General features: G+C 66.4%; 29 protein-coding genes and 7 tRNA genes. 12 read left to right on the top strand and 24 right to left on the bottom strand.

Annotation, left to right across the window (positions count from 1 at the left end; genetic code table 11):
• From EV683_RS11645 to EV683_RS11595, 11 genes are all read right to left on the bottom strand, one after another.
• A partial coding sequence (locus tag EV683_RS11645; protein WP_131862880.1) for a transposase occupies positions 1-315 on the bottom strand: 315 nt, incomplete at its 3' end.
• Positions 316-561: 246 nt separating this feature from the next.
• On the bottom strand, positions 562-1,713 hold the full coding sequence (locus EV683_RS11640) for a transporter (protein ID WP_131862879.1): 1,152 nt from the start codon (positions 1,711-1,713) through the stop codon (positions 562-564).
• Between the two features lie 68 nt (positions 1,714-1,781).
• The gene (locus EV683_RS11635; RefSeq protein WP_165916825.1) at positions 1,782-3,128 is read right to left on the bottom strand and encodes a sigma-54 dependent transcriptional regulator; all 1,347 of its coding nucleotides are present in this window, start codon (positions 3,126-3,128) and stop codon (positions 1,782-1,784) included.
• Positions 3,129-3,623: 495 nt separating this feature from the next.
• A complete protein-coding gene (locus tag EV683_RS11630) occupies positions 3,624-4,388 on the bottom strand; it encodes an endonuclease/exonuclease/phosphatase family protein (RefSeq protein WP_066609386.1) in 765 nt (254 codons plus the stop codon).
• Positions 4,376-4,828, bottom strand: coding sequence for a dihydroneopterin triphosphate diphosphatase (gene nudB / locus EV683_RS11625; protein WP_131862878.1), 453 nt, complete (start codon positions 4,826-4,828; stop codon positions 4,376-4,378). The genes EV683_RS11630 and nudB overlap by 13 nt, the downstream gene beginning before the upstream one ends.
• Positions 4,825-5,466 carry a response regulator transcription factor gene (locus tag EV683_RS11620; protein WP_066609388.1) on the bottom strand — a complete coding sequence of 214 codons (642 nt, stop codon included), beginning with the start codon at positions 5,464-5,466 and terminating at the stop codon, positions 4,825-4,827. The genes nudB and EV683_RS11620 overlap by 4 nt, the downstream gene beginning before the upstream one ends.
• A 2-nt stretch (positions 5,467-5,468) precedes the next feature.
• Positions 5,469-6,788: a mechanosensitive ion channel family protein gene (locus tag EV683_RS11615; protein ID WP_243694753.1), complete on the bottom strand. Its 1,320-nt coding sequence runs from the start codon at positions 6,786-6,788 to the stop codon at positions 5,469-5,471.
• A 51-nt stretch (positions 6,789-6,839) separates the two neighbouring features.
• The gene (gene lolD / locus EV683_RS11610; protein WP_131862876.1) at positions 6,840-7,532 is read right to left on the bottom strand and encodes a lipoprotein-releasing ABC transporter ATP-binding protein LolD; all 693 of its coding nucleotides are present in this window, start codon (positions 7,530-7,532) and stop codon (positions 6,840-6,842) included.
• Positions 7,525-8,772 (bottom strand): lipoprotein-releasing ABC transporter permease subunit, encoded by a 1,248-nt coding sequence (locus EV683_RS11605; protein ID WP_066609390.1) that lies wholly within the window; start codon positions 8,770-8,772, stop codon positions 7,525-7,527. Before EV683_RS11605 ends, lolD begins: the two co-directional genes overlap by 8 nt.
• A 13-nt stretch (positions 8,773-8,785) precedes the next feature.
• Positions 8,786-9,004, bottom strand: coding sequence for a hypothetical protein (locus EV683_RS11600; RefSeq protein ID WP_207910451.1), 219 nt, complete (start codon positions 9,002-9,004; stop codon positions 8,786-8,788).
• Positions 9,005-9,069: 65 nt separating this feature from the next.
• Positions 9,070-9,924, bottom strand: a complete 855-nt coding sequence (locus tag EV683_RS11595; protein ID WP_131862875.1) for a C40 family peptidase — start codon at positions 9,922-9,924, stop codon at positions 9,070-9,072.
• 118 nt (positions 9,925-10,042) lie between these two features.
• On the opposite strand from EV683_RS11595, the gene EV683_RS11590 reads away from it, so the two are divergent.
• The 3 genes from EV683_RS11590 to EV683_RS11580 all read left to right on the top strand — a co-directional run bounded on the left by EV683_RS11590 (position 10,043) and on the right by EV683_RS11580 (position 13,082).
• Positions 10,043-11,731: an ABC1 kinase family protein gene (locus EV683_RS11590; RefSeq protein ID WP_131862874.1), complete on the top strand. Its 1,689-nt coding sequence runs from the start codon at positions 10,043-10,045 to the stop codon at positions 11,729-11,731.
• Entirely contained in the window at positions 11,728-12,516 is a 789-nt protein-coding gene (locus tag EV683_RS11585; RefSeq protein ID WP_131862873.1) for a hypothetical protein, read from the top strand. Before EV683_RS11590 ends, EV683_RS11585 begins: the two co-directional genes overlap by 4 nt.
• A 215-nt stretch (positions 12,517-12,731) precedes the next feature.
• Complete coding sequence (locus EV683_RS11580; protein ID WP_131862872.1) at positions 12,732-13,082, top strand: DUF2325 domain-containing protein; 351 nt, start codon at positions 12,732-12,734, stop codon at positions 13,080-13,082.
• Positions 13,083-13,176: 94 nt separating this feature from the next.
• Here EV683_RS11580 and EV683_RS11575 read toward each other — a convergent pair whose 3' ends face one another.
• Genes EV683_RS11575 through hpnC form a run of 8 tightly spaced genes read right to left on the bottom strand, consistent with a single transcriptional unit; the run spans position 13,177 to position 19,613 of the window.
• The gene (locus EV683_RS11575) at positions 13,177-13,359 is read right to left on the bottom strand and encodes a zf-HC2 domain-containing protein (protein ID WP_066609396.1); all 183 of its coding nucleotides are present in this window, start codon (positions 13,357-13,359) and stop codon (positions 13,177-13,179) included.
• On the bottom strand, positions 13,356-13,916 hold the full coding sequence (locus EV683_RS11570) for a sigma-70 family RNA polymerase sigma factor (RefSeq protein ID WP_066609397.1): 561 nt from the start codon (positions 13,914-13,916) through the stop codon (positions 13,356-13,358). The genes EV683_RS11575 and EV683_RS11570 overlap by 4 nt, the downstream gene beginning before the upstream one ends.
• A 59-nt stretch (positions 13,917-13,975) precedes the next feature.
• Positions 13,976-15,337: a DNA repair protein RadA gene (radA, locus tag EV683_RS11565; protein WP_131862871.1), complete on the bottom strand. Its 1,362-nt coding sequence runs from the start codon at positions 15,335-15,337 to the stop codon at positions 13,976-13,978.
• A 4-nt stretch (positions 15,338-15,341) separates the two neighbouring features.
• Positions 15,342-15,845 carry a hypothetical protein gene (locus EV683_RS11560; RefSeq protein ID WP_066609399.1) on the bottom strand — a complete coding sequence of 168 codons (504 nt, stop codon included), beginning with the start codon at positions 15,843-15,845 and terminating at the stop codon, positions 15,342-15,344.
• A 35-nt stretch (positions 15,846-15,880) separates the two neighbouring features.
• Positions 15,881-16,639 (bottom strand): SDR family oxidoreductase, encoded by a 759-nt coding sequence (locus tag EV683_RS11555; protein WP_131862870.1) that lies wholly within the window; start codon positions 16,637-16,639, stop codon positions 15,881-15,883.
• Positions 16,636-17,916: a hydroxysqualene dehydroxylase HpnE gene (gene hpnE / locus EV683_RS11550; RefSeq protein ID WP_131862869.1), complete on the bottom strand. Its 1,281-nt coding sequence runs from the start codon at positions 17,914-17,916 to the stop codon at positions 16,636-16,638. The genes EV683_RS11555 and hpnE overlap by 4 nt, the downstream gene beginning before the upstream one ends.
• The gene (gene hpnD / locus EV683_RS11545; RefSeq protein ID WP_131862868.1) at positions 17,913-18,758 is read right to left on the bottom strand and encodes a presqualene diphosphate synthase HpnD; all 846 of its coding nucleotides are present in this window, start codon (positions 18,756-18,758) and stop codon (positions 17,913-17,915) included. Before hpnD ends, hpnE begins: the two co-directional genes overlap by 4 nt.
• Positions 18,759-18,800: 42 nt before the next feature.
• A complete protein-coding gene (hpnC, locus tag EV683_RS11540) occupies positions 18,801-19,613 on the bottom strand; it encodes a squalene synthase HpnC (protein WP_131862867.1) in 813 nt (270 codons plus the stop codon).
• A gap of 140 nt (positions 19,614-19,753) precedes the next feature.
• Here hpnC and EV683_RS11535 point away from each other — a divergent pair.
• The 6 genes from EV683_RS11535 (at position 19,754) to EV683_RS11510 (ending at position 20,311) form a co-directional block, all read left to right on the top strand.
• Positions 19,754-19,829 (top strand) — tRNA-Ala (locus EV683_RS11535).
• A 58-nt stretch (positions 19,830-19,887) separates the two neighbouring features.
• Positions 19,888-19,963, top strand: a tRNA-Glu gene (locus EV683_RS11530).
• 11 nt (positions 19,964-19,974) lie between these two features.
• Positions 19,975-20,050 (top strand) — tRNA-Ala (locus tag EV683_RS11525).
• Positions 20,051-20,075: 25 nt separating this feature from the next.
• Positions 20,076-20,151: transfer RNA gene (locus EV683_RS11520), tRNA-Glu, on the top strand.
• A 2-nt stretch (positions 20,152-20,153) separates the two neighbouring features.
• A tRNA-Arg gene (locus EV683_RS11515) sits at positions 20,154-20,230 on the top strand.
• Between the two features lie 6 nt (positions 20,231-20,236).
• Positions 20,237-20,311: transfer RNA gene (locus EV683_RS11510), tRNA-Glu, on the top strand.
• Positions 20,312-20,374: 63 nt separating this feature from the next.
• Here EV683_RS11510 and EV683_RS11505 read toward each other — a convergent pair.
• From EV683_RS11505 to EV683_RS11485, 5 genes are read right to left on the bottom strand one after another with little or no spacing between them, the layout of a single operon-like run.
• The gene (locus EV683_RS11505; protein ID WP_131862866.1) at positions 20,375-20,764 is read right to left on the bottom strand and encodes a cytochrome C oxidase subunit IV family protein; all 390 of its coding nucleotides are present in this window, start codon (positions 20,762-20,764) and stop codon (positions 20,375-20,377) included.
• A 10-nt stretch (positions 20,765-20,774) separates the two neighbouring features.
• Positions 20,775-21,458, bottom strand: coding sequence for a heme-copper oxidase subunit III family protein (locus EV683_RS11500; protein WP_131862865.1), 684 nt, complete (start codon positions 21,456-21,458; stop codon positions 20,775-20,777).
• Between the two features lie 28 nt (positions 21,459-21,486).
• Entirely contained in the window at positions 21,487-22,056 is a 570-nt protein-coding gene (locus EV683_RS11495; protein WP_131862864.1) for a cytochrome c oxidase subunit 3 family protein, read from the bottom strand.
• An 11-nt stretch (positions 22,057-22,067) separates the two neighbouring features.
• Positions 22,068-23,777: a cytochrome c oxidase subunit I gene (ctaD, locus tag EV683_RS11490; RefSeq protein ID WP_131862863.1), complete on the bottom strand. Its 1,710-nt coding sequence runs from the start codon at positions 23,775-23,777 to the stop codon at positions 22,068-22,070.
• Between the two features lie 10 nt (positions 23,778-23,787).
• Entirely contained in the window at positions 23,788-24,906 is a 1,119-nt protein-coding gene (locus tag EV683_RS11485; RefSeq protein WP_131862862.1) for a cytochrome c oxidase subunit II, read from the bottom strand.
• Between the two features lie 284 nt (positions 24,907-25,190).
• Between EV683_RS11485 and EV683_RS11480 the strand changes: the two genes are divergently transcribed.
• From EV683_RS11480 to EV683_RS11470, 3 genes are all read left to right on the top strand, one after another.
• Positions 25,191-25,706, top strand: a complete 516-nt coding sequence (locus EV683_RS11480; protein WP_131862861.1) for a DUF1269 domain-containing protein — start codon at positions 25,191-25,193, stop codon at positions 25,704-25,706.
• A gap of 90 nt (positions 25,707-25,796) precedes the next feature.
• Positions 25,797-26,009, top strand: a complete 213-nt coding sequence (locus tag EV683_RS11475) for a hypothetical protein (RefSeq protein ID WP_066609410.1) — start codon at positions 25,797-25,799, stop codon at positions 26,007-26,009.
• 249 nt (positions 26,010-26,258) lie between these two features.
• Positions 26,259-26,334 (top strand) — tRNA-Ala (locus EV683_RS11470).
• Positions 26,335-26,383 lie beyond the last annotated feature (49 nt).

Here is a 26,383-nt window from a genome sequence, read left to right as displayed (position 1 = left end):
GTCGATGCAGGCCCGGCTCCAGTCGATCTGGTCGCATTGCCGCAGTTGGGTCAACAGCGCCAGATGCAGGCGGTCCCAGACGCCTTGGGCTTGCCAGTCACGCAGGCGTCGCCAGCAGGTCATGCCGCTGCCGAAGCCCAGTTCTTGCGGTAGGTCCTCCTCCCACGGGATCCCGGTGGTGAGCACGAACAGGATGCCGTTCAACGCCGCCCGGTCATCCAGGCGGGGACGCCCGCCCCGTCGTGAACGGGGCGGGCTGGGCAGCAACGGTTGCAACGATTTCCACAGTTTCTGGCTGACGACACTTCGCCTCATGCCGACCAGATGGGGCCTCGCGTGCTCAGCATCAAGGAGGTTTTGTTAGCGACTCTCAGCCGGTAGCGTTTGCAGAAGCTTACCCAAACCCTCGCGGGCAAGGGTCAGTTTCCCGATGCGTTTGCACAGATGATCGTCCGGGATGCAACATCTAGTCCCGGACGATTCACAATTCACTGGGACGATTCAACAAAAATAGCCTTGATTATATAATCAAGGCTCTCGCAAAGAAAAACACACTACAGATTACATCGAGTATGGTGCTCTAAGCGTCAACTGCACATCCGGTGCATCGTCTGTCACCCCAACCCCCAAGGAAATATTAGCCGTTTCCCTGCTATTAAACTTATAGGAAAAACCAAACACCAAGGAGCCAACCTGAACGGTTGACGCACCATCTGGTGTTTTATTGTCTATTTTTGACTTCAGCACAAAAGCATGGTCATAACCAATACTAAATGATGCCTTTTCATTAATACCAAATCCCATACCAAAGTTAAAACTCAATATATCACCAGGATCTACTGTTCCGACACTGTCGCCCGAGGCAGAAATCTGCTTGTCAACTTTCTTTTTAATATTCCATTGATAAGCAGCCCTGCCATAAAAAACAGCCGGATCACTTGGAATAACAACCCCGATAGAAGGCTGAACCGCCCAAAAACCAGACCCTGTTGGTATTTCTTTCTGCAGACTGTCATCACCATATTCGACATCAAATGGCCCTTTACCTGTCGGGGCGACTGCCCTAAGACCTGCGATGTAATAAGCCCCACCATCCAATGGATCGTTCAACTGATAGCGAAAACCAAACTCGACATCACCCAACCCGCTCCCTCTGGTATTAAAAGTTTCATCAGCCGGCGCCCCTTGATTAACTGGCCTAGATCTATCTCTATCCCACTGCCAGACATAAGGAATCCGCCCCTCCACTTCTAACCGATTGGTCACACCATAACGCCCCTCAAGCGAGGCGACTATTGAGTTTCGCGTCAGCGACCGAAGGTCGATTAGGCCGACTGTGATTGCCGGGACGATGGTATAGCCCAAGATAGAAATTCGATTCGATGAAGAGGTCGAAAACTGGAGCGACGGATCAAATAGAAAAGTACCCTTAGGGGTAAGAACGCCAGGCCGCTCAAAAGACATGGCGATATCTTTCACCTTATCAGGCACACTAACCCCATCTGCCTGATTGCTGCCGCTTGCAGCCGCTTTATCGGAAACCATCAGCTCTGTTTCATTTTGAGCCAGAATGATTGGAAAATTTTCATGACCGGCCGATTCTTTTACCCAAGGGCTTTTCTCTGCGGCCATGGCCGTACCGCCCGCCAAAGCGCTTGCCGCCACAACGAGCGAAGCCAATGGTTTTGCCTGGACCCGAAGCATATTTCTCATACATCCCCCTTAAAAAAATCAAACGCAACAGACAAACCACTGACTTGACCAACTCCCAAAACCGCTTTCTACTTCTGCAACTCCAATTTATTCATCATCCGATACAACGTGGACCTCGAAAGGCCAAGCTGCCTTGCCGTGGCCGTTACGTTTTGTTTATTCAAGTTGAGAACCTGACTAATCATGTCTTTTTCGAGGCGATCTCGAGCTTCGTCGAGACAAACGGCTTCTTGGGAGCATTTTTCGCCAATACGGCCGTCCAGGCCCAAGTCTTCTGGCTTGATCAAGCGGCTTTCACTCATCACCATCGCACTTCTCACCCTATTGATCAGTTCCCTTACATTGCCCGGCCAACCATAGTTGCGAATTGCCTTCATGGCTTTTGCGCTGAACCCTTGTACTGCGGCATTTTTTTCGGAATAAAACTGATCAAAGCACCACTTTGCCAACAACTCGACATCATCGCCCCTATCCCTCAGGGCAGGCACATTCAAACGCAAAACATTCAATCTGTAATACAGGTCTTCCCTGAACTTTCTATCCGCAACAGCCGCCTCCAGATCGACATGGGTTGCCGCGATCACCCGCACATCGACATTGAACCGCTGTGTCGACCCTACCCGCTCGATCGTTTTTTCCTGCAGGAACCTCAGCAGGTTGACCTGGAGGTCATGCGGCAAGTCTCCTATCTCATCGAGGAAAATGGTTCCTCCGTCTGCCGACTCGATCAAGCCGATCTTCCGTTGATGAGCCCCGGTAAATGCCCCCTTTTCATGACCGAACAACTCGGTCTGGACAAGGTGGGCGGGGATCGCACCGCAGTTCACGGCGATAAAGGCCCCCTTTGCGCGCCCGGAATTATTGTGGACAGCCCTGGCGACCAACTCCTTACCGGTACCGCTTTCGCCGTGGATCAGTACCGGAGCTTCGCTCGCGCTGACTTTCTCAAGGCTGGCAAACAACTTCTGCATGGCAGGACTGCTTCCCACCATATTGAATTGATTCGGGATGATAGTTTTTTTGGCATGTCGCAGACGCAACTCGGCACGCCCGTGCGCATGTCCAAGCGTAATTGCTAAACGCGACGCATCGAGTGGAAGGGTATGAAAGTCGTAGCAGTGATTGGAGATGAAATTGCCGATCTGCCCGGTCCCCAAGTTGGACCTTTCGACCAAGGCGATCCACTCCATGGTACCAGCCGTCGAGTGGATGTCTTCGAGCGCGTAGAACAACTCGGCACCGTTTTGATCCAGTTGCAGCAGACCGACCACCGGGCGCGTCGCCTCACCGATACCGGCGACGGCTTCGCCGACGGTTTCTGCGGCGATTACCCGCCAGCCCGGGAGCACTTGTCGCAGTTGCGCAGCGACCCCGGCACACTGCTGACCGAGTACGAGAACATCACGCTGACCCACGCTGCCACCCCTAAATTTGCGTCCCGCGCATTTCCGGGACGCGAGGCATGGAGACCATGACTTGGTTTGCCATACCCCGCGTTCTGCAGCAGATTTGCTCTACCGTCACCCTGCCCGCGCGGCTGCCTCACAATCGAAGATTCGGCGTCAAGACCGAAACGTTCGAGGGCAGGACATTGCCCTCAATTGCCGAGACCGACGCCCGTCGGAAGTATGCGACAAGACGTGTTCACGGCCTCTTAGAGCCGCTAACAAAACCTCAATCGAGCAACCGTAAGGTCTTGATCCGGCATGCACCGGCTCGCGGGGAAAGTAGGTTTTGTTAGCGGCTCTTAAGAGCAGGATGGTTCATGCCAGAAGTGAAATCAAGGAAATAGACAAGCTATGCGTCAAGCCTTGATTACATTGGAAAAATTTCAAGAATATCTTGCGAAAGGCGGTCAACCGAGAGGCATAGTCGACCCGGGGGACATGCTTATGTATAGAGGATAACTTCTAGCTGCGCGACGTCGATTCGGGCACGAGCAATGCCGACAGCGGGAGGTGATCGGACAGGCTCGCCCACGGCAAGCCCTGATGGACTTGGGCGCTCACGGCCGAGAGCCCCCGCACGTAGATGCGGTCGAGCGGCAACACCGGCAGCCGCGCCGGATAGCTGCGGGCATGGCGGCCGTAGAGCGACTCGAACACCTCGGTCATGCCCAGCTCGCCGGCCAGAATGGCACTGATCTCGCCCCGCCAGTCGTTGAAGTCGCCGGCGACGATCAGCGCCGTATCGTCAGGGATGGCATGGTCGATGTAGTGGCGCAACTTGACGATCTGTTTGCGTCTATCGTGCGCCAGCAGGTTCAGGTGGACGCACAGCGCGGCCACCCGGACCGGCCAGCCGGACAGTTGCAGGTCGCAGTGCAGCAGTCCGCGCTGCTCGAGGCGGTTGACCGACATGTCGACGTTGCAGCGCGTGCTGAGCGGGTAGCGCGACAGGATGGCGTTGCCGTGGTGGCCGTGGTTATAGGAGGCGTTGAGGCCGTAGGCGACCTTGTGGGCGAGCTTGCGCGCCAGGTAATGGTGCTGTCCTTCCTGGGGCCAGTCGGCGAAGCGCAGCGAACGCAGCATGTTCTTGCCCTGCACTTCCTGCAGGAAGACCACGTCGGGTTCGAGGTTGGACAGGCAGTGGGCGATGCGGGGCAGTTGCACGCGCCGGTTCAGCGGCGACATGCCCTTGTGCATATTGAGCGTGGTGATGTTCAGCGGGCGCATACCGACACCCGCGCCGGCAGGCGGGCGATCGCGTCGGCATTGGACGGCGAGAACACCCGGTCGAGCGCCTCGCGCCAGGGCAGCCACTGGTAGGCGACATGCTCGCCCGGCGCCAGGGTGACCGGCAACCGCGACGGCACCCGCAGGCCGAATACATGTTCGACGTTGTGGGTCGTCCCCGGCGCGTAGCGGGCACGCCAGTGGTCGAAGATCTCGTAGGTATTGGTATAGCGCCAGTCCTCGAGCAGGTAGCGCGAGGCGTCCAGACCGGTTTCTTCATAGAGCTCGCGCCGCGCGGTCTCGGCCAGCGTTTCCTCGCCCTCGCGGCTGCCGGTTACCGACTGCCAGTAGCCGGCCTTGTCGGCGCGCTCGATCAGCAGCACGTCGAGCTGGGGCGTGTAGATCACCACCAGGACGGAAACGGGTTGCTTGTAGCTCATGCCGCCTCCCCGTCCGCCTTGAGCTGGCGCACCGCGTCCTCGCCGAGCACCGCGACCCGGTTCGCGAGCTCGACCGCCGACTTGACGCCCATCTTGTCGAACACCCGCGCGCGGTGAACCTCGACCGTCTTCATGCTGATCGCCAGCGCGTCGGCGATCTGCTTGTTCAGCTTGCCGGCCAGCACCAGCGCCATCACCTGGCGCTCGCGCTCGGTCAGCGAGGCGAGCGCGTCCGCGACGCCGGCGAGACGCCGGTGCTTGTCGCGCGCCGCCGCGTCCTGCGCGATGCAGGTCTCGACGAGACCGAGCAGGCGCGCGTTGTCGAATGGCTTCTCGAGGAAGTCGGCCGCACCGAGCTTGAGCGCCGACACCGCGTGCGGTACGTCGCCGTGCGCGGTCAGCATGATCACCGGCGGCGCGTAAGGCAGCTCGGCCAACCTTTCGAGCAGCATGATGCCGCTCATGCCGGTCAGCCTCAGGTCGAGCACCAGGCACTGGTAAAGGTCGGGCACGGCGGCGTCGAGGAAGGCCTCGGCGCTGTCGTAGCCGTCGGCGGCGTAGCCGTGGTCTTCGAGCAACCACAGCAGGGCGTCGCGGACCGCCGCGTCGTCGTCGATGATCGCCAGTCTGTGCGGCACGTCTACTCTCCGGGTCGTAACCCTGCGGCGGTCTCGGCCGCCGTCGGCAGGGGATTGAGGATGCGCACCTCGCGCTGCGGGAACGGCATCTGGACGCCGTGCTGCTTGAAGCTGCGCCAGATCGCCAGGTTCAGCTCCGACTTCAGGCCCATGAAGCCGTTCTCGGGGTCGGCAACCCAGAAACCCAGGTCGAGCGCGATACCGTTGTCACCGAACAGCGTCACGTTGGCCGAGGGGGCCGGATCCTTCAGCAGGCGCGGATGGTCGGCGGCGGCGGCACGCATCAGCGCCAGCGCGAGGTCGAGGTCGGTGTCGTAGGCCACCTGCACTTGCAGGCTAGTCCAGATCGCCTTGTCCGAGTAGGACTGGTTGATCACCGTGTTGGCGATCAGCGTGTCGTTCGGCACCAGCGCCTCGGAGCCGTCCAGCCCCTTGAGCACCACGTAACGCGCGGTGATCTGCGACACGTAGCCGACGCGGTTGTCGACCATCAGCCGGTCGCCGATGCGGATCGAGCGGTCGAGCAGGATGATGAAGCCGGACACGTAGTTGCTGGCGATCTTCTGCAGACCGAAGCCGAGGCCGACGCCGAGCGCGCCGCCGAACACCGACAGCACGGTCAGGTCGATGCCGACGACGGGCAGCGCGATCAGCACCGCCGCGATGATCAGGATGGTGCGCGCGAGCTTGGAGAACACGATGCGCAGGTTCAGGTCGATCTCGCCGATGCGCATCAGCCGCTGGTCGACCAGGCGGCCCACCCACATCGCGCCGACCAGGATCACCGCGACCCACAGGATGGCGGTGATCACCATCAGCAGGTCGAGCCGCGACTTGCCGACGGTGAGGTGCACCGACTCGAGCCAGTCGATCACCAGACTGTCGGCGCCGATCGCCCAGGTGATGAACACCACCCACAGCACCGCCGACAGCGACTGCTCGCTGCCGCGCTCGAACTTGCCCGCCGGAAAGGCCTGGCGCAGCATGGCCGCCAGCACGCGGATCGCCGCCAGCCAGAACAGCATCGCCGACGCCACCGGCAGCACGTGCGCCGGCCGCGCCAGCGCCAGCACCCACACGCTGGCCGCGCCGATCACCAGCACCTGGGCGACCAGCGGCATCACGACGCGGAAGCCGACGTAGGGCAGGAAGCGGTCGAAGCGCTCCGGGTGGGCGGCGAACACGCGATGGTAGACCGCGCGCGCCGCCAGCCAGCCCAGGCCGAAGCAGGCCAGCGCGATGCCCAGTTCGGTCAGACCCCACTGCGTGCGCAGCGCCTGCCACAGCACGTCGACAGACCATTCGTCACGACGAAATAACAACAAAGTCGCGTCTCCGTATCGATAGTAAAGGAACAGGTTGGCCGAGCCGGCTCAGTCGTCGTCTTCCGACAGGCCCGCCTCGGTGAGCCTCAGCACGCGGCCGGTGCGGGCGGCCAGCTCGGGGTCGTGGGTGACGATGACCAGCGCGGTGCCGAGGCCGTGGTTCAGCTCCAGCATCAGCTCGAACACCGCCTCGGCGTTGCCGCGGTCGAGGTTGCCGGTCGGCTCGTCGGCCAAAAGGCAGGCCGGCCGCGTCACCAGCGCGCGCGCGATCGCCGCACGCTGGCGCTCGCCACCCGACAGCTCGCCCGGCTTGTGCTCGAGCCGCGCGCCGAGGCCGACGCGCGCCAGCATCTGGCTGGCGGCCTCGGCCGCCTCGCCGCGCGGCTGGCGCCGGATCAGGAGCGGCATCATCACGTTCTCGAGCGCGGAGAATTCGGGCAACAGGTGGTGGAACTGGTAGACGAAGCCGAGGTGGTGGTTGCGCAGCTGGCCGCGGCGCTTTTCCGACACGGCGAACAGGTTCTCGCCGGCCAGCTCTACCCTGCCCTGCGTCGGCGTATCCAGCCCGCCCAAGAGGTGCAAGAGCGTGCTCTTGCCGGAGCCGGACGCGCCGACCACCGCCAGCGTATCGCCCTTGTCGACGCGCAGGTCGATACCGGCCAGCACCTTGAGCGCACGCCGTCCCTCCTCGTAGCTCTTGGCGAGGTCGAAGGCTTCCAGCACGGTGTTCGGCTTACTCATAGCGCAGCGCCTCCGCCGGTTGCAGGCGCGCGGCGTGCCAGCTCGGGTACAGGGTGGCGAGGAAGGACAGCGCCAGCGAGATCAGCGCGATGGTCGTCACGTCGCCCGACAGCACCTGCGACGGCAGGTGGTCGATCAGGTAGACGTCGCCCGAGATCAGCCGGGTGCCGAGCACGCGCTCGATCGCCGGCACGATCACGTCGAGGTTCAGCGCGACGAGCACGCCGCCGGCGACGCCCGACAGCGTGCCGAGGATGCCCGAGACCGAGCCCTGGATCACGAAGATCTTCATGATGCTGGCCGGGCTGGCGCCGAGCGTGCGCAGGATCGCGATGTCGGCCCGCTTGTCGGTGACCACCATCACCAGCGTCGACACCAGGTTGAACGCGGCGACGGCGACGATCAGCGTCAGGATGATGAACATCATCCGCTTCTCGATCTGCACCGCGCGGAAGTAGTTGGCGTTCATGTCGGTCCAGTCGGTCGCGGTCGCCTCCGGCGGCAGCTTGCCGGCAAAGCGCGCCTTCAGCTCGGGCGCCAGCATCGGGTCGGACAGCTTGAGCCGCACGCCCGACACCGCGTCGCCCATGCGGAACAAGAGCTGCGCGTCGCGCAGGTCGACCATCGCCAGCGACGAATCGAACTCGAACATGTCGACCTTGAACACGCCGACCACGGTGAACTGCTTGAGCCGCGGCATCAGGCCGGCCGGCGTCACGTTGCCCTGCGGCGTCAGGAGCGTCACCTTGTCGCCGACCGCCACGCCCAGCTGGCGCGCCAGCTCGACGCCGAGCACGATGCCGAAGCCGCCGGGCTTCAGGTCGGACAGCCGGCCGGCCAGCATCTTGTGGCCGACCTCGACCACCTGGTCTTCGCGCGCCGGCTCGACACCGCGCACCAGCGCGCCGCGCACCACGCCGCGCGAGGTCAGCAGACCCTGCGCGTTGACGAAGGGGGCGACCGCGCGCACCTCGGGTTCACGCTCGGCCAACTTCGCGTAGGCCGGCCAGTCGGGCAGGCGCGCATCGTAGCTGCTGATTTCCAGGTGGGACGCGACGCCGAGGATGCGGCCGCGGATTTCCTTCTGGAAGCCGTTCATCACCGACAGCACGATGATCAGCGCGGCGACGCCGAGCGCGATGCCGAGCACCGACACCAGCGAGATGAAGGAAATGAAGCCGTTGCTGCGGCGAGCGCGCAGGTATCTCAAGCCGATGAAGGCCTCGAACGGGAGGGTCATGCGGGCCTTTGGGTCAGGGTTGGTAGGGATTTTCGAGACGCTGCATCAACTGGACCAGGAAGTCGCGCACCTGGCTCTCGTCGCAGCCCATCAGGATCGCGTCCTCGAACGCGTCCTGCGCCAGTTGCGCCAGCTCCTCGAGGTTTTCGCGCATCACCTTGATCTTTTCCACGCAGGCGACGGTGTTGCCCTGCGGATCGCGCCAGACCGGCATGTCGAGATTGCTGCTCATCGTGTTTGCACTTCAAAACGGCGATGCCCGCGCATCGCGGGCATCGCGGGTTGATCCGGGAACCGCTAGCCGCGGTCCTTCTGCTGGGTCGGGCGTTTTTCCGACGCGTCCTTGCGCTTGGCCTTCGGCGGCTCGGTGGCCTCGGCCTTGCGGCGGCCGCGCGTTTCCTCGTCGCGCGATTTCTTGTTGCGCTCGTCGGCGCGGCGTTCGACCGCCGCCTTGGGCGCCGGGCAGTCGCGACCGCGCGGGCACTTGGCCTGCGTCTCGACCTCGACGCGACGGTAGCGGCCGCGCGCCGGCGCCTCCTCCTCCCGCTGGGCCACCGCACGGCGCGGCTCGGTAGCGCGCACGCTCGCCGCCGCACGCTGCGGCTTGTCGGCGGGGGGGCGATCGGTCAACTCCGCGGCCAGGTTGGCCGAGCCGCGCTGCACGCGGCGCGCGCCGTTGTAGCGCTGCACCCAGTAGTCGATCCCCATGCTGGTGATCTCGACGCTCTTGCCGCTGCGCGGCGAATGGATGAAGCGGCCGTTGCCCATGTAGATGCCGACGTGCGAAAACGCAAAACCGCGCGTATTGAAAAAGACCAGGTCGCCGGGCACAAGTTCGCCCCGGTCGACCGGCTTTCCGACGCGCGCCATCTCGGCGGCGGTGCGCGGCAGGTTCACGCGCAGCGACTTCTTGAACACATACTGGATGAAGCCGCTGCAGTCGAGGCCAGAATCGGGCGTGCTGCCGCCGAAGCGGTAGGCGACGCCGATCAGGCTCATCGCCTGCAGCAGCAAGTCACCCACCGCTTCTTCTCCGGGCGAGGCGAACTTGGCGATCGGGTCGTCGTCGCCCTGCGAGCGCTCCGGCGCCGCGTGGGCGAAGGCCGTGAACGCGACCAGCAGCATGGCGAATAGGCGCAGGTGCAATTTCATGGACTGCACTCTAACGAACGAGGCTAGGCGTGTAAAGCCGACAAGCCGGCGTGTTATGCTGCTGTCAGACCCCGCGCCCGCGGGGCGATAGACGGAATGACTGGCGACGGAATCCTCCATGCTCCGCGAAACCCTGATCGCCATGCGCGACCTGCCGCGACTGAAGGAAATCAGCGGCATCCTGATCCGCCACGGCCTGGGCGAGTTCACCCAGCGGCTCGGCCTGCCGCGCGCGCTGGAGAAGGCCGGCGAATGGCTGCACCTGGCGCAGCCTTCGGAAGCCGAGGCGGCGCTGCCGACGCCGGTGCGCGTCCGGCTCGCCTTCGAAGAACTCGGCCCGACCTTCATCAAGCTCGGCCAGATCCTGTCGACGCGCGTCGACGTCTTCGGCCCGGAGTGGATCGCCGAATTCGAAAAGCTACAAAGCCGCGTGCCGCCGATTCCGCCGGGCGACGTCCCGCGCCTGCTGACCGGCGCGCTCGGCCAACCCGTCGAGGCGGTCTTTCGCCGTTTCGACGCCGCACCGATCGGCTCGGCGTCGATCGCGCAGGTGCACCGCGCCGAGCTGCTCGACGGCACCGTGGTCGCGGTCAAGCTGCGCCGCCCCGGCATCGTCGACAAGGTCGAGGCCGACCTGCGCATCCTCAGCCACATCGCGCACCTGGTCGAGCTCGAATTCCCCGACAGCCGCCGCTACCAGCCGACCGAGATCGTCGAGCAGTTCACCCGCTCGCTGCGGCGCGAGCTCGACCTCGCGGTCGAGGCGCGCAATATGGAGCGCTTCGGCCGCGACTTCGCCGGCGACCCCGACATCACCGTACCGCGCGTCTACTGGGCCTGCACCAACGCGGCGATCAACGTGCAGGACTATATCGACGGCCTGCCGGCGACCCAGCAGGGCGAGGCCCGCGCCGCCGGGCTCGACCCGGTGCGGCTGGCACAACGCGGCGCCGACGCGGTGCTGCGCATGATCCTCGTCAACGGCTTCTTCCACGCCGACCCGCACCCGGGCAACGTGTTCTTCCTGCCCGAGAACCGGCTCGCCTTCATCGACTTCGGCATGGTCGGCCGTTTGAGCCACGCGCGGCGCGACGAGATCGTCGACCTGTTGGCGGCGCTGGCCGACCGCGACGAGCGCGCGATGCTCGACGTACTGATCGAATGGACCGGCACGAGCCCGGTCGACGAGCAGAAGTTCGCCTACGACATCGGCGAGCTGATGTTCGCCTACGAGCACGTGCCGCTGAAAAACCTCAACCTCAGCCAGCTGATCAACGACATCATGGCGCTGGTGCGCGAGCACTCGATCGTGCTGCCGTCGGAGTTGACGCTGCTGTTCAAGGCGCTGATCACGCTAGAAGGGCTGGGCCGCCAGCTCGACCCGAACTTCCAGCTGGTCGACCACATCACCCCCTTCGTGCGCGAACTGATGGTCGCGCGCTACCACCCGAAGGCGCTGCTGCAGCGCGGCAAGCACACGCTGGCCGAGACGGTGTCGATGCTCGCCTCGCTGCCGCGCGACCTGATCCGCATCGGCAAGGACGTACGGCACGGCAAGTTCCGCGTCAACCTCGACCTCAAGCGCCTCGACCAGTTCGGCCATCAGCTCGACAAGAGCGCCAACCGGTTGACGATGGGCATCGTCACCGGCTGCCTGATCATCGGCTCGTCGATCGTGATGACGGTCGACGCCGGTCCCAAGCTGTTCGGCCTGCCCTTCTTCGGCTTTCTCGGCTTCATGGTCGCCTTCTTCAACAGCCTGTGGCTGATATGGTCGATCTGGCGCGCCGGCAAGGAGTGGACATGAGACCATCCCGACGAGCGACGCTGGCCGCTGCGCTGATCGCGCTGACGCTCGGCCAGGCCGCACAGGCGATCGAGGTGATCGCGCTGTCGTGGCGCGACGCGCAGGACGTCGCCGACGCGCTCGCGCCGCACCTGCGGCCGGGCGAAACGGCCAGCGCGCTCGACGACAAGCTGATCGTCGACGTGCCGCCGGCGCGCGCCGCCGAGCTGCGCCGCCTGGTCGCGACGCTCGACGTGCGGCCGGCCTCGCTGCTGGTCGAGGTCGAGACCGACAGCCGCCGCGCCGGCGGTGCGGCCAGCATAGACTGGGGCGGCCGACGCAGCGGCAGCGCCACCGGCTCCGGCGACGACAGCGGCGTCGACCTGCGCGCCGAAGGCCGCGACCGTCGCACCGCAAGCCGCCAGACGCTGCGCCTGCTCGACAACCGCAGCGGCTATATCGCGATCGGCGACAGCCGGCCGATGCCGTGGCGGCTGTACGGCCCGCACGGCCCGGTCGGCGGCGTCGAGTACCGCGACGCAATCCGCGGCTTTCACGTACGGCCGCGCCTCATCGGCGGCGACCGCGTGCGGGTCGACATCGCGACCCGCGACGACGCCTTCCGCGGCCGCTCGCAGGAACGCGCGCGGCTGGCGACCACCGTCGAGGGCCGGCTCGGCGAGTGGATCTTGCTCGGCGGCGTCGGCGCCGCACGCGACGGCGGCGCGGTCGCACTGTTCGGCGCCGGGGCCACGCACGAGCGCCTCGAGCGCGCCTTCCGGCTGCGCGTCACCCGCCTGCCCTGAGCTCCTCCGCGCCCCTCCCCGCACCCACTTCATCGCCCGAGCAGACGGGCAAAAGGCCGTTTGCTTATCAAAGGCCTGGCCTGGGTGCGTACGCTGTGGCTTTTCAAGCCTCTTGTCATGAGATTTTGCCGTAGCGCGCGTCACGACGCTTGTCGATGCAAATGATAGTAATTATCATTGATATCACTTAGCACCGATCTCACCAGGAGCAGCCCATGAAAGCCATGCTGGTTGGCGCCGATCAACTCGGCAACATCCCCGACGTGCTGAACGGCTTCGGCATCGACATCCATCGTCACCTGACCGGGCGCAACAGCTCGCATCAGCGCAAGGTCGACCGCCTGCCGGCGGGTACCGACCTGTTGATCCTGTTCACCGACTTCCTCGGCCACAACGTGATGAAGCACTTTCGCGAGCTGGCCAACGCCGAGAACATCCGCTTCATCGCCTGCCGCCGCTCGGTGTGTGCGTTGAAACAGTCGCTCGAAGGCTGCGGCCTCGGCGACGGCGTGCGCTGCGCGAGCTGCCCGAACGCGGCCGCGGCGAAGCGGAAAAACCGCAAATAGGCGCCGCGACGCGCAAACGACGTTGGCCGAGCCTCATCGAGGGCTCGGCCAACGTCGTTGTCAGTTTGAAAATGGCCGCGGTCGAATGCAGCGCTCAGGACTCGCCGTTGCCGGCGCGGCGCGCGGCGCGCCGGATCAGCCCCAGCTGGCGCGAAAAGGCGCGGCAGTCGCGGCACAGCAGCAGGTGAAAGCGCAGCTGGCACGCCTCCCGCACGGTGAGCGGGCGGTCGAGCGCGGCGGAAATCAGCCGGCTCGCCGCGCGGCAATGGATGATCATCGCACCTCCCCTCCCGGCCAACGCGTCGAAAAGCACTCGCGCAAGCTCATGCGCGCGCGGTACAGCAGCACCGAACAGTGGGTCGCGCTGATCTCCATCTGCTGACAGATGTCGGCGATCTCCAGCCCCATCAGCTCGCGCATCACGAACACCATCGCGGTGCGACGCGGCATCGCCTGCGAGCAGCGCTCGAACACCGTCCAGAATTCGCGCGCGATCAGCGCCTCCTCCGGCCGGCCCCAGGCCCTGACCGGCTCGCGCCAGCGGCCACGGGCGTCGAACAGGCCGTCGAAGTCCGCGTCGTCGATCTCGTCCGGCAAGGGCTCGAAGCGCTCGTCGCGCTTTTTCGCGCGCAAGGCGTCGAGCAGCTTGTGGCGCAGGATCGAAGTCAGCCAGGTGCGCAGACTTGACGCGCCCTTGAAGCTCGCCAGCGATTCGAGCGCCGCCAGCAGCGTCTCCTGCACCACCTCCTCGGCGGCCGCGCGGTCGCGCAACTGGGCGAGCGCGTAGCGCAGCAGGTAGTCGCGCTCGGCCTCGATCATCTCCGGTGTCGCCATGCCCCCTCCCCGCGCCCGGGCGTGCCCGGCGTTTGCACGATGCCGCCAGGCTGCAGACGCTAGCCGCGGCAGTAGTCGACCGCCTCGGCCAACCTTTCGACGGCGATCACTTCCATGCCGTCGATCGGCTGGCGCGGCCGGTTGGCGGCAGGCACGATCGCGCGCGTGAAGCCGAGCTTGGCCGCCTCCTTGAGCCTTTCCTGGCCGCGCGCGACCGGGCGCACCTCGCCGGACAGGCCGATCTCGCCGAACACCACCAGCTTGTCCGGCAGGGGCTGGTCGCGCAGCGACGACACCATCGCCAGCACCACCGCCAGGTCGGCCGCCGGCTCGCCGATCTTGACGCCGCCGACCGCGTTGAGGAACACGTCCTGGTCGAACACCGCGACGCCGGCGTGGCGGTGCAGCACCGCCATCAGCATCGCCAGCCGGTTCTGTTCGAGCCCGACCGCCAGCCGCTTGGGCTGGAAGCCGTGCGCGTCGTCGACCAGCGCCTGCACCTCGACCAACAGCGGCCGCGAGCCCTCCTGCGTGACCAGCACGCAGGAACCGGGCACGTCGTCGCGGTAGGAGGACAGGAAGATCGCCGACGGGTTGGACACGCCCTTGAGGCCGCGCTCGGTCATCGCGAACACGCCCAGCTCGTTGGCGGCGCCGAAGCGGTTCTTGATCGCGCGGACCATCCGGTAGCTCGAATGCGCGTCGCCCTCGAAGTAGAGCACGGTGTCGACGATGTGTTCGAGCACGCGCGGGCCGGCGATCGCGCCTTCCTTGGTGACGTGGCCGACCAGCAGGATGGTCGTGCCGCTCTGCTTGGCGACGCGCGTCAGTTGCGCCGCGCACTCGCGCACCTGGCTGACCGAGCCGGGCGCCGAAGTCACCGCCTCGGTGTACAGCGTCTGGATCGAGTCGATCACCGCCACCTCGGGCGCCTCGGCCTGCAAGGTGGCGAGGATCGCCTCCATGCGGATCTCGGCCAACAGGTGCACGCGGCCCGGGTCGACCGCCAGCCGGCTCGCGCGCAGCGCGATCTGCTGCGGCGACTCCTCGCCCGACACGTAGAGCACCTTCTTCGTCGCGCCGAGGCTGGAGAGCGCCTGCAACAGCAGCGTCGACTTGCCGATGCCCGGGTCGCCGCCGAGCAGGATCACCGCGCCCCGCACGATGCCGCCGCCGAGCACGCGGTCGAGCTCGTCGATGCCGGACGGCGTGCGCGGCAGCTCCTCCGCCTGCACCTCGGACAGCCGTTGCACCGGGCTGGCGGCGGCGGTCCAGGTCTGGAAGCGCGAGTTGGCCGAGGGCGGCGCGACCGTGGTCTCGGTCAGCGTGTTCCACGCGCCGCAGTGCGGGCACTGGCCTTGCCACTTCGGGCTCTGCCCACCGCACTCGCCGCAGCTGTAGACGGTCTTGATCCTGGCCATGGCGTCAGCTGCTGGCCGCGGCCCTGGCGGCCGCCGGCGCGTCGTTCAGCTCGTTGATCAGGTTCAGCAGGCGGCCCTGCTCGCTCGCGTCGCCGTCCGGCGCGCGCGTCTTGGCGCGGATCGCCGACAGCACCGCTTCGACCTGCGGGTCGGTCTGCGCCGCCTTGTCGGCGGCCTCGTCGCTCAGCGGCGCACGCGGCGCGGCCGACGGCGCCGGCTTGCTGGGCGGCGCCGAAGCCGCGTCCTTGACCGCGGGCGGCGGCGCGGCGGGCGCCATCGTCTCGAGCTTGTGCTTTTCCATGTATTCGTGCATTTCGCGCCAGCCGGCGTAGATCTGCGCCTTGTCGGCGTCCGGGTTCAACTGGTAGCAAGCCTCGAGCGAGCGACCGGTCTGGCGGCAGGCGGCGCCGATCGCCTTGTTGGCCTCGTGGCTGAGGCCGGTGACGTTGTTGAACCAGTTACAGCCGGCCAAGAGGCCCAGCAGCGGCCACCACAGTGCGTAACGCATGTCGCCTCCTTAACGCTTCTCGCACGCCGCGCCCGTCAGTCCCGCCGCGGGCGCAGGTCCAGTTCGACGATCCGGCCGCTTTGCCCGGCGCTTTCCGGCCCGAGCCAGTGCGCCAGGTGCGGCAGCAGGTCGGCGATCGCGCCGCGCTCGCTCCGGGCCTCGCCCGGGTGGGTACGCGTGCGCAACGGCGAATCGATCGGGCCCGGCACCAGCAGGTTCACGCGCAGGTTCGGCCACCCGTCCCACTCGTTGGCGGCCACCTGCGTCAGGTAGACGAGGCCGGCCTTGGACGCGCCGAACGCGCCCCAGAACGGGCCGGCCTTCAGGCCGTGCGTCTCGCCGACGAACAGCACCGACGCGTCCGGCGCCGCCTTCAACAGCGGCAGGCAGGCGCGCGTCAGCGCGAACGGCGCGACGGTGTTGATGCGGTACTGATTCATCCACTCGTCGATGCGCTGGTCGACCAGCGGCGACGCCGCGTAGAAATGGTTGGCCGAGTGCAGGATGCCGTCCAGACGCCCCAGCGTCTGCTTGATCTGCATCGCGAGGTTCATGAATTCGTCGTCGCTGGCGGTCAACAGGTCGAGCGCGATCGCCACCGGCTCGGGGCCGCCGGCGGCGACGATTGCGTCGTACACCGCCTCGAGATTGCGCTGGCTGCGCGCCAAGAGCACCACGGTCGCGCCGCGGCGGGCGAAGTCGAGCGCCGCCGCGCGGCCGACGCCCTGCGTCGCGCCGGTGACGAGGATCACGCGGCCGTCGAGCCGGTTCGCGCCAAATTCTTTATCGTTCATGCACTTAAGCCCAAGTCGTCGATCAGGGCGCGGGCGGCGGTCACGCCGCTTTGCACCGCGCCTTCCAGCGTGGCCGGGTACTCCGGATGCATCCAGTCTCCGGCCAGGTAAGCGTATTGTATCGCGAGCCGCACGTCCGGGCGGCACCGGCCGGGCTCGGCGGCGAAGGTGGCGCGCTTTTCGGCGATCACGCGCGCCTGCAAGGGTTGGCCGAGCGTCGGGTCGACGCCGCGCAGGTCGGCCAGCACGCGCGCGACGACCTCGCCGTGCGCGGCCTCGGCCAACTCGCCGGCCGCGCTGACCACGGCGGCAAGCCAGCCGGCGTCGCCGGTCAGCGCGCCCTTGTCGAACAGCCAGTGCGCGGTGCCGCGCGCCAGCCCGGTGATCGGGGACGGCAGGCGCGGCGCGCGCGCGAAACGCAGGTATACGGTGTATATCGGCTCGAAACGCCAACGCTTGACCTCGTCGTGCCACGGCAAGGGCACGGTCAGCTTCACCGCGTGGTAGGGCGCGACCGCCAGCACCGCCGCGTCGAACGCCTCGCCGTCGACCGTCACGCCGCCGGCTCGCGCGTCGAGCCGGCCGACGCGCCGACCGAGCCGGAGCGTCGCGCCCCGCTCCGCCAGCCAGCGCAACGCCGGCGTCGGGAACAGGCGGGAGAGGTCGGTTCGGGGCAGCAGCAGCTCGCCGTCGGCGCGGCTGGCGCCGAGGCTGTCGCGCAGCATCGCCGCGCAGGCTGCCATCGACGCGCGCGCCAGCGGCGTGTTCATGCCGGAGAGCACCAGCGGCCGCCAGAAGGTGTCGATGAGCCGCGCGGGTTGGCCGAGCGCGGCCAGCCACTCGGCGACGGTCAGCGCGTCGTCCACCCGCCAGTTGTCTTTCTTGAGCGACGACAAGGCGAGCGCGAGCGCGAGCTTGTCGCGCCAGCGCCAGCCGCGCGCGAACGCCAGCCCCGCCGCCAGGTGCCACGGCGCCGGCAGGCCCGGGCAGCGCATCGCGACGCCGTCGGCCTGCCGCCACTGCAGCGGCAGGCGCAGCAAGACCGCGTCCGGGTCGATGCCGACCGCGCGCATCAAGCGCAGGCATTCGCGGTAGGCGCCGATCAGGATGTGCTGGCCGTTGTCGAGCGCGACGCCGTCGGCGTCGACGGCGCGCGCCCTGCCCCCCGCGACGCGACCGGCCTCGAACACCGTCAGCTCGGCCAGCGGCGCGAGCTCGACCGCGGCGGCCAGCCCCGCCCAGCCGGCGCCGATCACGGCGACACGCGGCCGGCTCACGCCTTGTAGCCGAAGGTCGCCGTCTTCCAGGCGAGCCACAATTTGCGCAGCGGCGTCAGCGACAGGCGCTGGTTGAGCACCTTGGCCGGGCCGTCGAGCTTGATCTCGGCCAGGGTCGCGCGGTAAATCGCCGCCATCACGAGGCCGACCTTCTGCGGCTTGCGGTCCACCGCCGGCAGCAGCTCCCACGCGCGCCGGTAGTAGTCCTCGGCGCGCTCGATCTGGAACGCCATCAGCGCCTTGAACGCGTCGGTCTCGCGGTAGTGCTGGATGTCGGCGGCCGGCACGTTGAAGCGCTCGAGCTCGTCGACCGGCAGGTAGATGCGGCCGCGGCGCGCGTCCTCGCCGACGTCGCGGATGATGTTGGTCAGCTGGAAGGCGATGCCGAGCTCGTGCGCGTACTTGAGCGTCTGGCGGTCGCTGTAGCCGAAGATCTGCGCCGACAGCTGGCCGACCACGCCGGCGACGCGGTGGCAGTACAGCAAGAGGTCGGCAAAGCTCGCGTAGCGCGCGTAGTCGAGGTCCATCTCCATGCCGTCGACGATCTCGAGGAACCACGCCTCGGGCAGGTCGAAAGCCTCGATATGCGGCGCCAGCGCGCGCGTCACCGGATGGTTGGGGCTACCGGTGTAAAGCCTCGACAATTCCAGCCGCCACCAGGCGAGCTTGGCGCGCGCCACCGCCTCGTCCTTGCACTCGTCGACGACGTCGTCAACCTCGCGGCAATACGCGTACAGCGCGGTCAGCGCGCGCCGCTGCGGCTCGGGCAGGAAGCGGAAGCTGTAATAGAAACTGGAGCCGCTCCGGGCGGCCTTGTCCTCGCAGTACTCGTCTGGCGTCACGCGCCACTCCTTGTCTCTTGTTGCGGTTGCGTCGGACCGCGCCTATTTCGCCCGCACGGCGCGCCACACGATGTAGCCCCAGTCGCGCCAGGTGAGCACGGGGCGTTGGCCGAACACGTCGCCGCCCGATTCGTGCAGTTTTTTCAGGATGCGCTCGCCGCCGAGCACGATCATGCGCAGTTCGAAGCCGATGCGGCCCTTGAGCTTGCGCCCCAGCGGCGCGCCGGCGGCCAGCATCGCGCGGGCGCGCTCGATCTCTTTCAGCATCAGCGCGCGCCACAGCCCGCCGGTATCGCCGGCGGCGATCTGCTCCTCGCGGATGCGGAATTTGGCCAGGTCGTCCTGCGGCAGGTAGACGCGCCCCTTCTTCCAGTCGATCGCGACGTCCTGCCAGAAGTTGATCAGCTGCAAGGCGGTGCAGATGCCGTCGCTCATCGCGACGCTCTTCGGATCGGTCTCGCCGTAAAGCGCCAGCATCAGCCGGCCGACCGGGTTGGCCGAGCGGCGGCAGTAGTCGACCAGCTCGGCGAAGTTCGCGTAGCGCGTCTTCACCACGTCCTGGCGGAACGCCGACAGCAGATCGTAAAAGGGCTGCAGCGGCAGCCGGTGCGCGGCGATCGCATCGGCCAGCTCGCGCATCAGCGCGGTCTGCGGCACCTCGCCCCGTCCGATGCGGTCGAGCTCGGCCGACAGGGCGGAAAGCTCGGCCAACCTTTGCTCCGTCGTCGCGTCGCCCTCGTCGGCGATGTCGTCGGCGGTGCGCGCGAAGCGGTAGATCGCGTGCACCGGACGGCGCAACCGGCGCGGCAAGGCGAGCGAGCCGACCGGGAAGTTCTCGTAATGGCCGACGCCCATCGTCAAAACCCCAAAACCCGAAGCCGGCCATTATAACCGAGCCGGCCTTCATATTTTTTGCAAAACCCCCTTTACAAGCCCGAAATCGCTCCCTATAATCCGCCTCCACTTGCGAAACAGACCGTAACGCAAATGCCCGTGGGGGTATAGCTCAGCTGGGAGAGCGCTTGCATGGCATGCAAGAGGTCAGCGGTTCGATCCCGCTTACCTCCACCACCGGATTTGACGCGGCAGGCAGTGACGAAGCCTGGCGCGGTGAAGTAAGTTTTGACGTGTCCCCATCGTCTAGAGGCCTAGGACACTACCCTTTCACGGTAGGTACCGGGGTTCGAATCCCCGTGGGGACGCCAACAAGTTTCGTGGGGCTATAGCTCAGCTGGGAGAGCGCTTGCATGGCATGCAAGAGGTCAGCGGTTCGATCCCGCTTAGCTCCACCACCGTTTCTCGAAAGAGAAGCACGACGTCCCCATCGTCTAGAGGCCTAGGACACTACCCTTTCACGGTAGGTACCGGGGTTCGAATCCCCGTGGGGACGCCAGCGCACCCGTAGCTCAGTTGGATAGAGTATCTGGCTACGAACCAGAGGGTCGGGCGTTCGAATCGCTCCGGGTGCGCCACAATCAGTCCCTATAGTTTAGCGGTTAGAACACCGCCCTTTCACGGCGGTAGCCGGGGTTCGATTCCCCGTGGGGACGCCAACTTCAACGAAAAAGCCAGCGCATGCGCTGGCTTTTTCGCATCCGCCATCCCCGCCGGCGCGCTCATCGCGCCGCGCCGTCCGCCTTGTCCGCCGCCCCATGCCCGGCAGCGCCCGACTCGGCGACGAAGTAGACGTTGCGCGTCTGCCGCGTGTGCTCGGCTTCGGCCCACATCAGACCGGCCAACACCAGAAGGCATAGCGGCGGCAGCAGCACCGCCACCAGGAGCGCGCGCCGCTCCCATCTCATGTGCATGAAGACCGCGACGATCAACCCCGCCTTGGCGAGCATGAAGGCGACGATCAAGGCCCAGCGCAGCACGCCGCCGACGTGGAAATAGTCGACCAGGTAAGAGAGCGTGCTGAGCACGAACAGCAGCCCCCACACCTTCAGGTAGACGCCGATCGGGTGCTGCTGGCCGTGGCCGCCCGCCGACGGGGATAGCGCGTCCATCGCCCCTCCCTCACCACAGATAGAAAAACGCGAAGATGAACACCCAGACGAGGTCGACGAAGTGCCAGTAGAGTCCGGCGATCTCGACGCCCTGCCCGCCGTCGGCCGCCGCCGCGCCCCGCGTCAGCAGCCGGATCGCGACGACGAGCAGGTAGAGCACGCCCGCCGACACGTGCAGGCCGTGAAAACCGGTGATGGTGAAGAAGGCCGCGCCAAACTGCGGCGCGCCGAGCGGGTTGCCCCACGGACGGATGCCTTCCTCGACGATCAGCTTGCTCCATTCGAAAGCCTGCATGCCGACGAAGGACGCGCCGAGCGCGGCGGTGAGCAACACCAGCATACCGGCCTCGCGCCGCCGGCCGAGCGCGGCGGCGCGCACCGCCATCGCCATCGTGCCGCTGCTGCTGATCAGCACGAAGGTCATGATCGCGATCAGGATCAGCGGCAGCTCGACGCCGCCTATCGTCAGCGCGAACACCTCGCTGGCGTTCGGCCACGCCACCGGCGTCGAGGTGCGCACCGTCATGTAGGCGACGAGAAAACAGCTGAACACGAAGGTGTCGCTGACGAGGAACAGCCACATCATCGCCTTGCCCCACGGCACCCTGAACGCGACCCGGTCGGCCGACCAGTCGGCGACGAAGTCCCGCCACGCCGTCGTGCCCAATGGACTGTCCGAGCTCTCGTGCGCCATCTCGTCCACCTCCCGCGCGGCTGCCTGTTCAGGCTACGCCGCAGATGAAGTCGACGATGGCGGGCGTCAGCCAGGCCATCGTCGCGTAAAGCAGCAACCACACCGCCAGCAAACCGTGCCAGTAGAGCGCGCACAGGCCAAGCCGCTCACCCCGCCGACCGGCAAGCAGCAGCGCGACGATGCCGCCGAGCACGTGCAGGGCGTGCAGGCCGGTCAGCAGGAAGAAGAAGCCGTTGGAAGGGTTGGCCGAGGCAAGCCGGCCTTGCGCCACCAGCGCCTGCCACGCCCAGGCCTGCGCGGCGAGGAAGGCCGCGGCGAACACGAAGGCGGCAAACAGCGCGCCTCTTGCGCACCGCCCGCCGCGCCGTGCCGCCACACTCGCCCACTGCAGCGAGGCGCTACTCAGAATCAGCATAGCGGTGGAGACGTTCAGCTGCCACGGCAATGGCAGCGCGCGCCAGTCCCCCAGGCGCATGCGCATCGCGTAGGCGAGCAGGCAGAGCACGAACAGCACGAACACGACGCCGAGCAACAGCCATACCGCGACGCGCGCCGTCGCCGGCCGCGCCGGCCTTGCCAGGTCGATAGACGCTTCCATCGCGGCCCTCCTCATTCAACCGGCGCGTCGGGCGGCGCGTTCTGCGGCACGAAGTCGCGCGCCTGTCCGGGTGGACTGAACTCGTAGGCCCAGCGGTGCACCACCGGCACCTGCGCCCCCCAGTTGCCGTGACCGGGCGGCGTGTCGGGCGTCTGCCACTCGAGCGTCGTCGCGCCCCAGGGGTTGGCCGAGGCCAGCCGACCGCGCCGGGCGCTCCAGGCCAGGTTGAACAGGAACAGCAGCTGCGCCGCGGCGACCACGAGCGCCGCGACCGTGATGAAGGCGTTCAGCGTGTGCGCCGACTCGGGAATAAAGGCGTAGTTCTCGTAGGCGTAATAGCGCCGCGGCATGCCGAGAAAGCCGAGGTAGTGCATCGGGAAGAAGATCGCGTAGGCGCCGACGAAGGTCAGCCAGAAGTGCCAGCGGCCGAGCGTGTCGTTCATCATCCGGCCGCTGACCTTGGGAAACCAGTGGTAGATGCCGCCGAAGATCACCAGGATGGGCGCGACGCCCATCACCATGTGGAAGTGCGCGACGACGAAGTAGGTGTCGGACAGCGGGATGTCGACGCTGACGTTGCCGAGGAAAAGGCCGGTCAGCCCGCCGATCGCGAACATGCTGATGAAGCCGAGCGCGAACAGCATCGGCACCGTCAGATGGATGTCGCCGCGCCATAGCGTCAAGAGCCAGTTGTAGACCTTGATCGCTGTCGGCACCGCGATGATCAGCGTGGTCACCGCGAAGAAAAAGCCGAAAGCCGGGTTCATGCCGCTGACGAACATGTGGTGCGCCCACACCACGACGCTCAGGACGCCGATCGCGACGATGGCCCACACCATCATCCGGTAGCCGAAGATGTTCTTCCTCGCGTGCGTGCTGATCAGGTCCGACACGATGCCGAAGGCCGGCAGCGCGACGATGTAGACCTCGGGATGGCCGAAGAACCAAAAGAGGTGCTGGAACAGCAGCGGGCTGCCGCCCTCGTAGGCGAGCGGCTGACCCATCGACACGATGGCCGGCATGAAGAAGCTGGTGCCGAGCACCTTGTCGAACAGCAGCATCACCCCGCTGACGAACAGCGCCGGGAAGGCGAACAGCGCCAGGATGGTCGCCATGAAGATGCCCCACACCGTCAGCGGCAGGCGGAACAGCGTCATGCCCTCGGCGCGCGCCTGCAGCACCGTGGTCACATAGTTGAGCCCGCCCATGGTCGCCGCGACGATGAAGATCAGCAGCGACACCAGCATCAGGATGATGCCCCAGTCGGCGCCCGGCGTGCCGGGCAGGATGGACTGCGGCGGATAGAGGGTCCAGCCCGCGCCGGTCGGGCCGCCCGGCACGACGAAGCTTGCCAGCAGCACCAGCACCGCGACCAGGTAGACCCAGTAGGACAGCATGTTCAGGAAGGGGAACACCATGTCGCGCGCGCCTATCATCAGCGGGATCAGGTAGTTGCCGAAGCCGCCGAGCAAGATCGCGGTCAGCAGGTAGACCACCATGATCATGCCGTGCTGGGTAAGCGACTGGTAGTAGCGGTTGGCGTCGATGAAGTCGAAGTGGCCGGGAAAGCCGAGCTGCAGCCGCATCAGATTGGACAGCACCAGACCGACGAGGCCGACGGCGAGCGCGGTGACCGTGTACTGGATGGCGATCACCTTGTGGTCCTGGCTGAACACGTAGCGGGTCCAGAAACCGTGCGGCGCGTCGTGGCTGTCGTGCATCGCGGCCTCCCTAGCGAGTCCCGTCCGCCGCGCCGTCGAGCGAGGCGATGTAGGCGGCGATCGCCGCAACCTCGCCGTCGTCTAGCGCGTAAGGGGGCATGATCGGCGGATAACCCTTGACCAGCTTGGCCGCCGGCGCGCGGATCGACTCGGCGATATAGGCAGCGTCCGCCTTCAGGCGGCTGCCGTCGGCCAGCTCGACCTCGTGGCCGAACAGGCCGCGCCAGCCCGGCCCGACGCTCGCCGCGCCGTCGACGCTGTGGCAACCGAAGCAGCCACGCGCCTGGGCGATGCCGCGTCCGCGCGCGGCCAGATCGCCTCCCGGCGGCGTCGCGGCCACCTGCCGGGCGGCGGCAAAGCGCGGCAGGCCGGCGAGCCAGCGCTCGAAGTCGGCCTGCGGCTCGACCACCATCACGCCGCGCATATTGTAGTGGCCGACGCCGCACAACTCGGCGCACAGGATGTCGAAACGGCCGGCGCGGGTAGGCGTGAACCAGAACTCGGTGACCATGCCCGGCACCATGTCCATCCGGGTGCGGATGGGTGGCACGAAAAAGTTGTGCAGCACGTCCTTGGAGCGCAGCAAGACCCGCACCGGCCGGCCGAGCGGCAGGTGCAGCTCCGGCCCCACCGCCAGCGCGTCGTCGCGTCCTGCGGGGTCGGCCGGATTCAGACCGAGCGGGTTGTCGGCGCCGACGAAACGCATCGCCGACGTGCCCAGCCGGCCGTCCTCGCCGGGGAAGCGATAGGCCCACTGCCACTGCTGCCCGACGACCTCGACCACCAGGGCATCTTTCGGCGGCGAGATCAGCTCGGCGTAGACGACGAGGCCGGGTGCCAGCATCGCGACGATGCCGACGGCGGTCAGCCAGGTCAGGCCATGCTCTAGCTTGCGGTTTTCCGGCTCGTAGGCGGCGCGCCGCCCGTGCCGGTGACGATAGCGGATGACCGCGACGGCGATGAACAGGTTGACCGCGACGAAGACGGCGCCCGTGATCAGCAACGTGACCGTCAGCGTGTCGTCGATCAACCCCCAGTTGGACGCGAGCGGGGTCAGCCACCACGGGCTCAGCGCGTGGAAGGCGAGCGCGGCGATCACGATGACGATCAAGACGATTGCGATTGCCACGGCTGCCGCCCCCTCCGATGCCCGCGCCGCCCCCCAGGGGACCGCGATGCTTCGCGGCGATTCCGGCTTCGTTTTCTCAACTTAGCACACCGTCTGCAACGGACACGGCAGCGCAACGCCGCACCGCAAAAAACCAAGCATATCTCCTTGTTTTTGCAAAATTTTCAACCCAAACGTGTAAACCGCCGACCGGGTTTGAAGCTCCGGCAGCCGGGGTATATACATAGGCTTACGGGAAAACGCCTGTTGTCCCGAGTTCGTCAACGGCCCCACTGGAGGCGGACATGCGCAAACGGATCTACTACCTGATACCCGACCTCGACAGCGCCAAGCGGGTCATGAATGACCTGTTGCTCGCGCGTATCGAGGAAAAACACATCCACTTTCTCGCCCGCGAGGGCAGCGACCTGTCGACGCTACACCGCGCCAACCTGCTGCAGGAGTCCGACATCGTGCACGGCGCCGAGATGGGGCTGGCGGTCGGCGGCATGACGGGGTTGTTCACCGGCTTCGCGGCCGCCTTTTTCATCCTGTCCGACAGCGGCCTGCCGTGGGGGGGCATCGTGCTGGTCACCTGCCTGTTCGGCGCGCTGTTCGGCGCGTGGGCGGCGAGCATGATAGGCAGCTCGGTGCCCAACAGCCGGCTCAAGCCCTTCCGCCCGGCGATCGACGCCGGCAAGATCCTGCTGATGGTCGACGTGCCGCACGACCAGGTCGAGGCGATCGAGCAGTTGCTGAAGAAAATCCACCCCGAGGCCCACCTCGAAGGAACCGAGCCGACCATACCAGCCTTTCCCTGACGCCACGGCCCTGGCCGGGCGCTTTTCGCTGGCGCCGCGGCACCGCATAATGTCGGCCCGACCCAGCCTTATCCGCTCCAGGACCGCCCCGTGGGAAAACACTCCGACAAGATCGTGCTCGACGCGCCGCACGCACGCGAACTCTTGGCCGACGGCTACCGCTACGCGGTGGTGGTCGTCGAAGCTTACGGCGACATCGCCGCCGGCGACGTGATCAGCGTGCACAAGCTGCTCGAAGTCGCGCAGCGCAAGGCCAACTACACCGGCCACTGGGCGGTCAGGCCGCTCGAAACCTTCCTCTAGCGGCGCCGGACCGCGGCCTACCCGCCCCCGCCGGCGCCTTCGGCGTCCGACGAACCGTGCGTCGCGGGACAGGGAGCCCTCCCTGGCGTCGCCCCGTTCGATCGCAGCAACGCCGGTGATTCCCCGCGACGGGCCCGCGGCCGAGCGGCGCGACGATGCGCACACGGGGCATTGACGCGGCGATGCGGTCGGGTTATAGTGCCGTCCTCTCGAACGACAACGCCGCAGGCGGGTCGTCAGCCGATTTCTGGGGGTATAGCTCAGCTGGGAGAGCGCTTGCATGGCATGCAAGAGGTCAGCGGTTCGATCCCGCTTACCTCCACCAGACAAAACCCGGGGCCTAGGCCCCGGGTTTTTTCATGTCCGCATGCGGC

It is taken from the genome of Crenobacter luteus, assembly GCF_004345725.1.
Taxonomy (GTDB): domain Bacteria; phylum Pseudomonadota; class Gammaproteobacteria; order Burkholderiales; family Chromobacteriaceae; genus Crenobacter; species Crenobacter luteus.
The sequence above is the reverse complement of the archived record's forward strand: the minus strand, read 5'-3'. Positions and strand labels throughout refer to the sequence as shown.